Origin of the sequence: Collinsella aerofaciens, from assembly GCF_039752775.1 — a bacterium.
GTDB classification, from domain to species: Bacteria; Actinomycetota; Coriobacteriia; order Coriobacteriales; family Coriobacteriaceae; genus Collinsella; species Collinsella aerofaciens_R.
In genome coordinates, this window is sequence record NZ_JBDMGT010000066.1 from 1 (window position 1) to 1586 (window position 1586).

General features: G+C 70.6%; 1 protein-coding gene. It reads right to left on the reverse strand.

All coding sequences use genetic code 11. The annotated features are described in order from the left end of the window. Nucleotides 1-340: 340 nt before the first annotated feature. Nucleotides 341-1450 carry an IS110 family RNA-guided transposase gene (locus tag ABHR63_RS09955; RefSeq protein ID WP_195445987.1) on the reverse strand — a complete coding sequence of 370 codons (1110 nt, stop codon included), beginning with the start codon at nucleotides 1448-1450 and terminating at the stop codon, nucleotides 341-343. Nucleotides 1451-1586: the final 136 nt, after the last annotated feature.

Below are 1586 nucleotides of genomic sequence, written 5' to 3' on the forward strand. Positions count from 1 at the left end.
TTAATATGAGAAAGCCATTGTCAATAGGCGTGTTTGTTCGAGCCCGGTTTTAAACCGGGCTTTTTCGTTTCCCGTCGGGAGGGACCGCGCACGCTGCACGTTTAGTCGACGCTTGCCTGGCAAGCTAATATCCGCGGGCTCTTGCGGGCGCGCTGCCGGCGGTCAGCCCGGTATGTCCGCACACCCCACCGCATTTCGATTCTCCGTCCGGCGCGCTCGTCCGAAACCAGTCTTGTTCACGGGCGCGGCCCTTGGGCTGCCCAAAAAGGGCTCGTGAACGCGCGCCGGCGATGCGTCGAGGCGCGGGCCCTCCCGGCGGGAGGCTTGTTGTCCGACGGGGTCAGCTGAGGGTCCCCTCCGCCCGGCGCCCGATCTCCCAGACCCAGCAGGCGAGCTCGCGCGCGACGGCGGCGTTTGCCTTGCACGAGCTCTTGCCCGCCGCCGCCAGCGCCTCGCGGCGGCGGCAGAGCCTGGCGGTGCAGGCGTCGGCGCGCGCCCGGATCGCCGCGGGGACGTCCGCGCCGGGCGCCGGGGCCTTCGGGCGGGGCGTGCACGTCAGGTAGTGCCACGCCGACTCCACCAGTGCCGTCCTGGCGAGCCGGTTGCCCGTCTTGGTTATCCCGCCGCGCCGCTCGGTCTCGCCGCTCGAGCGCTCCGACGGGACTAGCCCGCACCAGCTCGCGAAGGCCGGGGCCGTCCGGAACCTCGTGAAGGAGCCCGCCTCGGCTGCGAGCCTGAAGGCCGTCAGGGTGTCGATTCCCTTGATGCAGGAGAGCGCCTCGACGGCCGGGCGCCACCGGTCGGTCCGGGCGAGGGCGAGCACCTTCTTCTCGAGCTGCCGGCGGTCCGACTCCGCGCACCTCGCGGCCGTGACGTAGTACTCGAGCACGTCGCGCTGGGGCCCCTCGAGCCTGATCCCGGATATCCATCTCCAGTGGGCGCGCGTCCAGGATCCCTTCCTCGTCCCGTCGGCGTTGCGCTCGTCCCAGACGTGGCCCAGCCTGATCAGGAACATGTTGAGTCGCTGCCTGGCGCGGCGGTACTCCGCCGTGGCGTCGTCGAGGGCGCGGTCGAGGTCCCGGGCGGCCTCGACGGCCGCATCGGGCAGCGGGACCTCCACGATGTTGTGGGTGGCGAGCATGCGGGCGATGAACTCGGCGTCGCGCCGGTCGTTCTTGCGGCGCGCGTCCGCCGCCGGCCTCTGCATCTTGGAGACGGCTGCCACGGCGCAGTCGAGGCCGAGCGCGCGCAGCTCGCGCGCCATGTGGAAGCCGGTGGGGCCGCTCTCGTAGCAGGCCCTGGGCTCCTCGAACCCGAGCGCCCACTCGGCGATCTCGGCGGCGTCCGTCCCGAAGTCACGGTGCACCACCTCGCCGGTGAAGGGGTTGAACGCCGCGGCGGCGACCGATCGCGCGTGGACGTCCAGGCCGATGGAGGTAACATGGGGCATGGGAAGCCTCCTCCCCGCAGGTGCGGTAAGGGCTACCGCACGGGCCGATACTCAAAGCCCATTGTGGCATCCCGAGCCCGCGGAAAGAAGCTGCGCCGCGGGGGAGGCGACCCAAATGGCTTTCTCATATCGTCTT

What these genes read in the sequence shown, in the direction of transcription:
- ABHR63_RS09955 (WP_195445987.1), bottom strand. Translation starts at nt 1,450, where the DNA reads ATGCCCCATGTTACCTCCATCGGCCTGGACGTCCACGCGCGATCGGTC.